Here is a 2,980-nt window from a genome sequence, read left to right on the forward strand (position 1 = left end):
CTCCCCGACGCTGCCCACAGACAGGAAAACCCAGATCAAAACACAGGTCGCTGATCACGCGAGGCAACCCGCCAACCCCGTGAACGATCCAGGCCGGCTGGTCCGTAATGGCCGGAGTGGCTGTTCCTGACCGTCGACCGGGTCCTCATGTGCGTGAGGTTCGCCCCAGCCACTGAGCCTTTCCCAGCAACGAGCTGCCACCCTCCGTAGCGATCACGGACCGTGGTGCCCTGGGAGGTGCTGGGACGCAGAACGCGGGGTCTCGATAAGAAGTAGGTCCTTCCACAGATCCACTTCGAATGAGGCCCCGCGCGCGTATGACTCTCGCATATGTCGGCAAGCTGCAGTTCTCCGAGCACACCGTCCTGCGGCTGGCGGTCCTGCTGGTCACCGAGCGTGGACGTCGAGGGACCCGGAAGGGAACCCGCGCGCTCACTCCCTGGGCGCAGGCCGTGCTCGTTCTGCGCTGGTTGCGTGACGGTGTCCGGGTCGGGGATCTCTGCGACGACAACGACATCAGTTCCTCGGCCGGCTACCGCTACCTGCATGAGGGCATCGCCGTGCTCGCCTGGCAGGCCCCCGGCCTGCGTAACGCGCTCACCGCGGCGAGCCTGGCCGGCTACGACCACGTCATCGTCGACGGCACGGTCATCGAGACCGACCGGGTCCGCGTCCCCGGCCCGACCAGGGGCGTCGACCTGTGGTGGTCCGCGAAGATCCACAACCACGGCGGCAACATCCAGGTCGTCTCCGCCCCCGACGACGGCTGGCCACTGTGGGTGTCCGACGTCCGCCCCGGCCGCGAACACGACACCACCGCGCTGCGCGCCTCCGGCGCGCTGCCCGCCCTGGCCGAGTGGACCGACGCCGACGGCGGGATCCTCACCGACCTCGGCTACGAAGGGCTACGAGACCAGGTCCAGGTCCCCCACAAACGAGCCCAGGGCGCAGGCCTGCCCCTCGACCAGCAGAAACACAACCGGGTCCATAACGCGCTACGCGCCGTCGGCGAACGCGCGAACGCGCTCCTGAAGTACTTCAAGGCCCTGCGGAACGTCAGCCTCGACCCCTGGAAGATCGGCCTGATCGTGAAAGCCGCCCTCGTCATCCTCCACACCGAGCACCGGCGGACCACCTGACACCCGCCACACAAACATGGCGTTGTGGTCACAGACCGCAGCGGGAGGTTACTGGGAAAGGCTCACTCATGGCCCCTGGTTCAGCTGCTTCAATTGTTCCGGGGTGATCGCGGTGCCGCAGTAGGGCTGGCCGTCGTTCTGTGGGACGAAATGCTGGCCATCCGGGCTTATTTCGACGACGCTGTAGCAGGCGGACGGCTCGCGGAAGTTCGTCGACAGGTCGTTGCGGTCGGGCGCGGTCATGCCGGAGCCGTCGTAGTCCTTCACTGCGCGCAGGTTGGTGATGAACGACTCCCTGGTCGGGCACTTCCCTGCGGCCCGCAGACCACGGATGAAAAGGTCGGCGGAGAGCCAACCATAGACCGCGCTGTCTTGGGTCGGAGGCTGGGTCTCAGGGGAGTAGGCGGTCATCGCCTGGCGGAACTTCCGCTGTCCCGGAGTGTCATTCTCGAACGGATTGACTAGTGTGGCGATGGAAACCCCGGCGAGCGCCGGACCCTCCTTCTCGAGGACGCTTGAGTCGTAGCCGAGCGGCAGCAATGCGGCCTTGAGGCTCCCTCCGAGAGTCAGACCGACCCCGCGAAGATCCGGGAGGAGCTGGGCAGCCGCCTCGGGCACAAGGACCCCAGCGATGCCGTCGACGTTCGCTGCTTTTGTCTGCTGGGCAAGGTTCTGAAAGCTCGTGGTTGTTTCAGCGACCCAGAAAGTCTTGACGACCTGGATCCGGCTGGCTCGCAGGCTGGCGACGATCTTTTGGTTGCTATCCACGCTGGTCGCATTTACTCCGGTAGCGAATACGACCACGCGCGACACGCCCCGTCCGCGCAGGTATTGGCCCCAGGTGGTGGTCGAGCCCTTGCCGAAGTAATACCACGAGAACATGTTGTTCATGCCCTGCCAATTCGAGTCAAGGGCTAATCCGGTTACCGGGACGCCCTGCTCGTTGAGCCAGCCGATCGAGCCGCCGGCAGCGGATGGCTCCTGAACGATCCCGAAGACCCTCTCGTCGGTGACGAGCTCCTGGGCCGCGTGCTCGTTGAGATCGCTCACCCCGCCGTTGTCGCGCCAGGCGTAGGTGATCTGTCGGCCGTAGATGCCTCCCTCTTCCTCGTTGACGCTGTCGAACCGGGCGTCGACGCCGGCGCGGAAGGCGCGAAAGCTGGAAGCTGCAGGACCCGTGTCAGGTAATATCACGCCGACCTTGATCGCTGCGGGCGTGATGCCCGGCGCCAGCGCCCGGCAGGACATGCCGCTGGTCGCGACATCGCTTGATCCGCCACACGAGACCAGGCCGGCCGTAAGGCTGGCGGCACTGACCGCAAGCACGGCGGCTCTCAACGATCGTCGGCGAAGATCTAGCATCGCATGGACTCCAAATGAGTTCTGGGAGTCAGCCATTCGGCAGACTCCGGGCGGTAGCCGCTGGCGGGCGAGCACACGGGCGGCAACGAGAACGCGGAGCCAACCACGCCGCCCTGCGCCAACTCGCCGACCGCCTCGTCGGCATCCTCCACGGCTGCTTCAAGACAGCCACGCCCTACGACGAAGCGAACGCCTGGCAGCCCAGGGCTGCGGCAAGTTTGCTTGGTAGCGACCGGTAGGTCGTGCTGAGGGTTTCCGGTGGTTCCAGGGCGCGGGTTGGTGCTGGTGGGCGGGGCCGAAAGAGGACGGGCATGACCCTCGGATGATCATGGAGGTTCCTACGCCAGCCTGATCGTCCTCGAGGTGCCATGCCCGCCGCACCATTATCGTCGGCTGTCCCTGTCCTGGATCAGTTGGCCGCCGTGGCGCCGGTCGGTGGCCGCCGGGTGCCGCCGGTGGATCTGCTCGCGGTGTCCGAG

At 66.1% G+C, this 2,980-nt stretch carries 2 protein-coding genes; one reads left to right on the plus strand and one right to left on the minus strand.

Annotation, left to right across the window (positions count from 1 at the left end; translation table 11 throughout):
• The first annotated feature begins 317 nt into the window (after positions 1-317).
• Positions 318-1,139, plus strand: a complete 822-nt coding sequence (locus BCD48_RS21100; RefSeq protein WP_071050132.1) for a transposase family protein — start codon at positions 318-320, stop codon at positions 1,137-1,139.
• Between the two features lie 66 nt (positions 1,140-1,205).
• On the opposite strand, the gene BCD48_RS21105 is transcribed toward BCD48_RS21100, so the two are convergent.
• The gene (locus BCD48_RS21105) at positions 1,206-2,465 is read right to left on the minus strand and encodes an ABC transporter substrate-binding protein (RefSeq protein ID WP_241841892.1); all 1,260 of its coding nucleotides are present in this window, start codon (positions 2,463-2,465) and stop codon (positions 1,206-1,208) included.
• Positions 2,466-2,980: the final 515 nt, after the last annotated feature.

Origin of the sequence: Pseudofrankia coriaricola (assembly GCF_001854805.1) — a bacterium.
GTDB lineage: Bacteria > Actinomycetota > Actinomycetes > Frankiales > Frankiaceae > Pseudofrankia.

Coding starts and splice junctions, on each gene's coding strand:
- BCD48_RS21100 (WP_071050132.1), top strand. CDS start 318: ATGACTCTCGCATATGTCGGCAAGCTGCAGTTCTCCGAGCACACCGTC.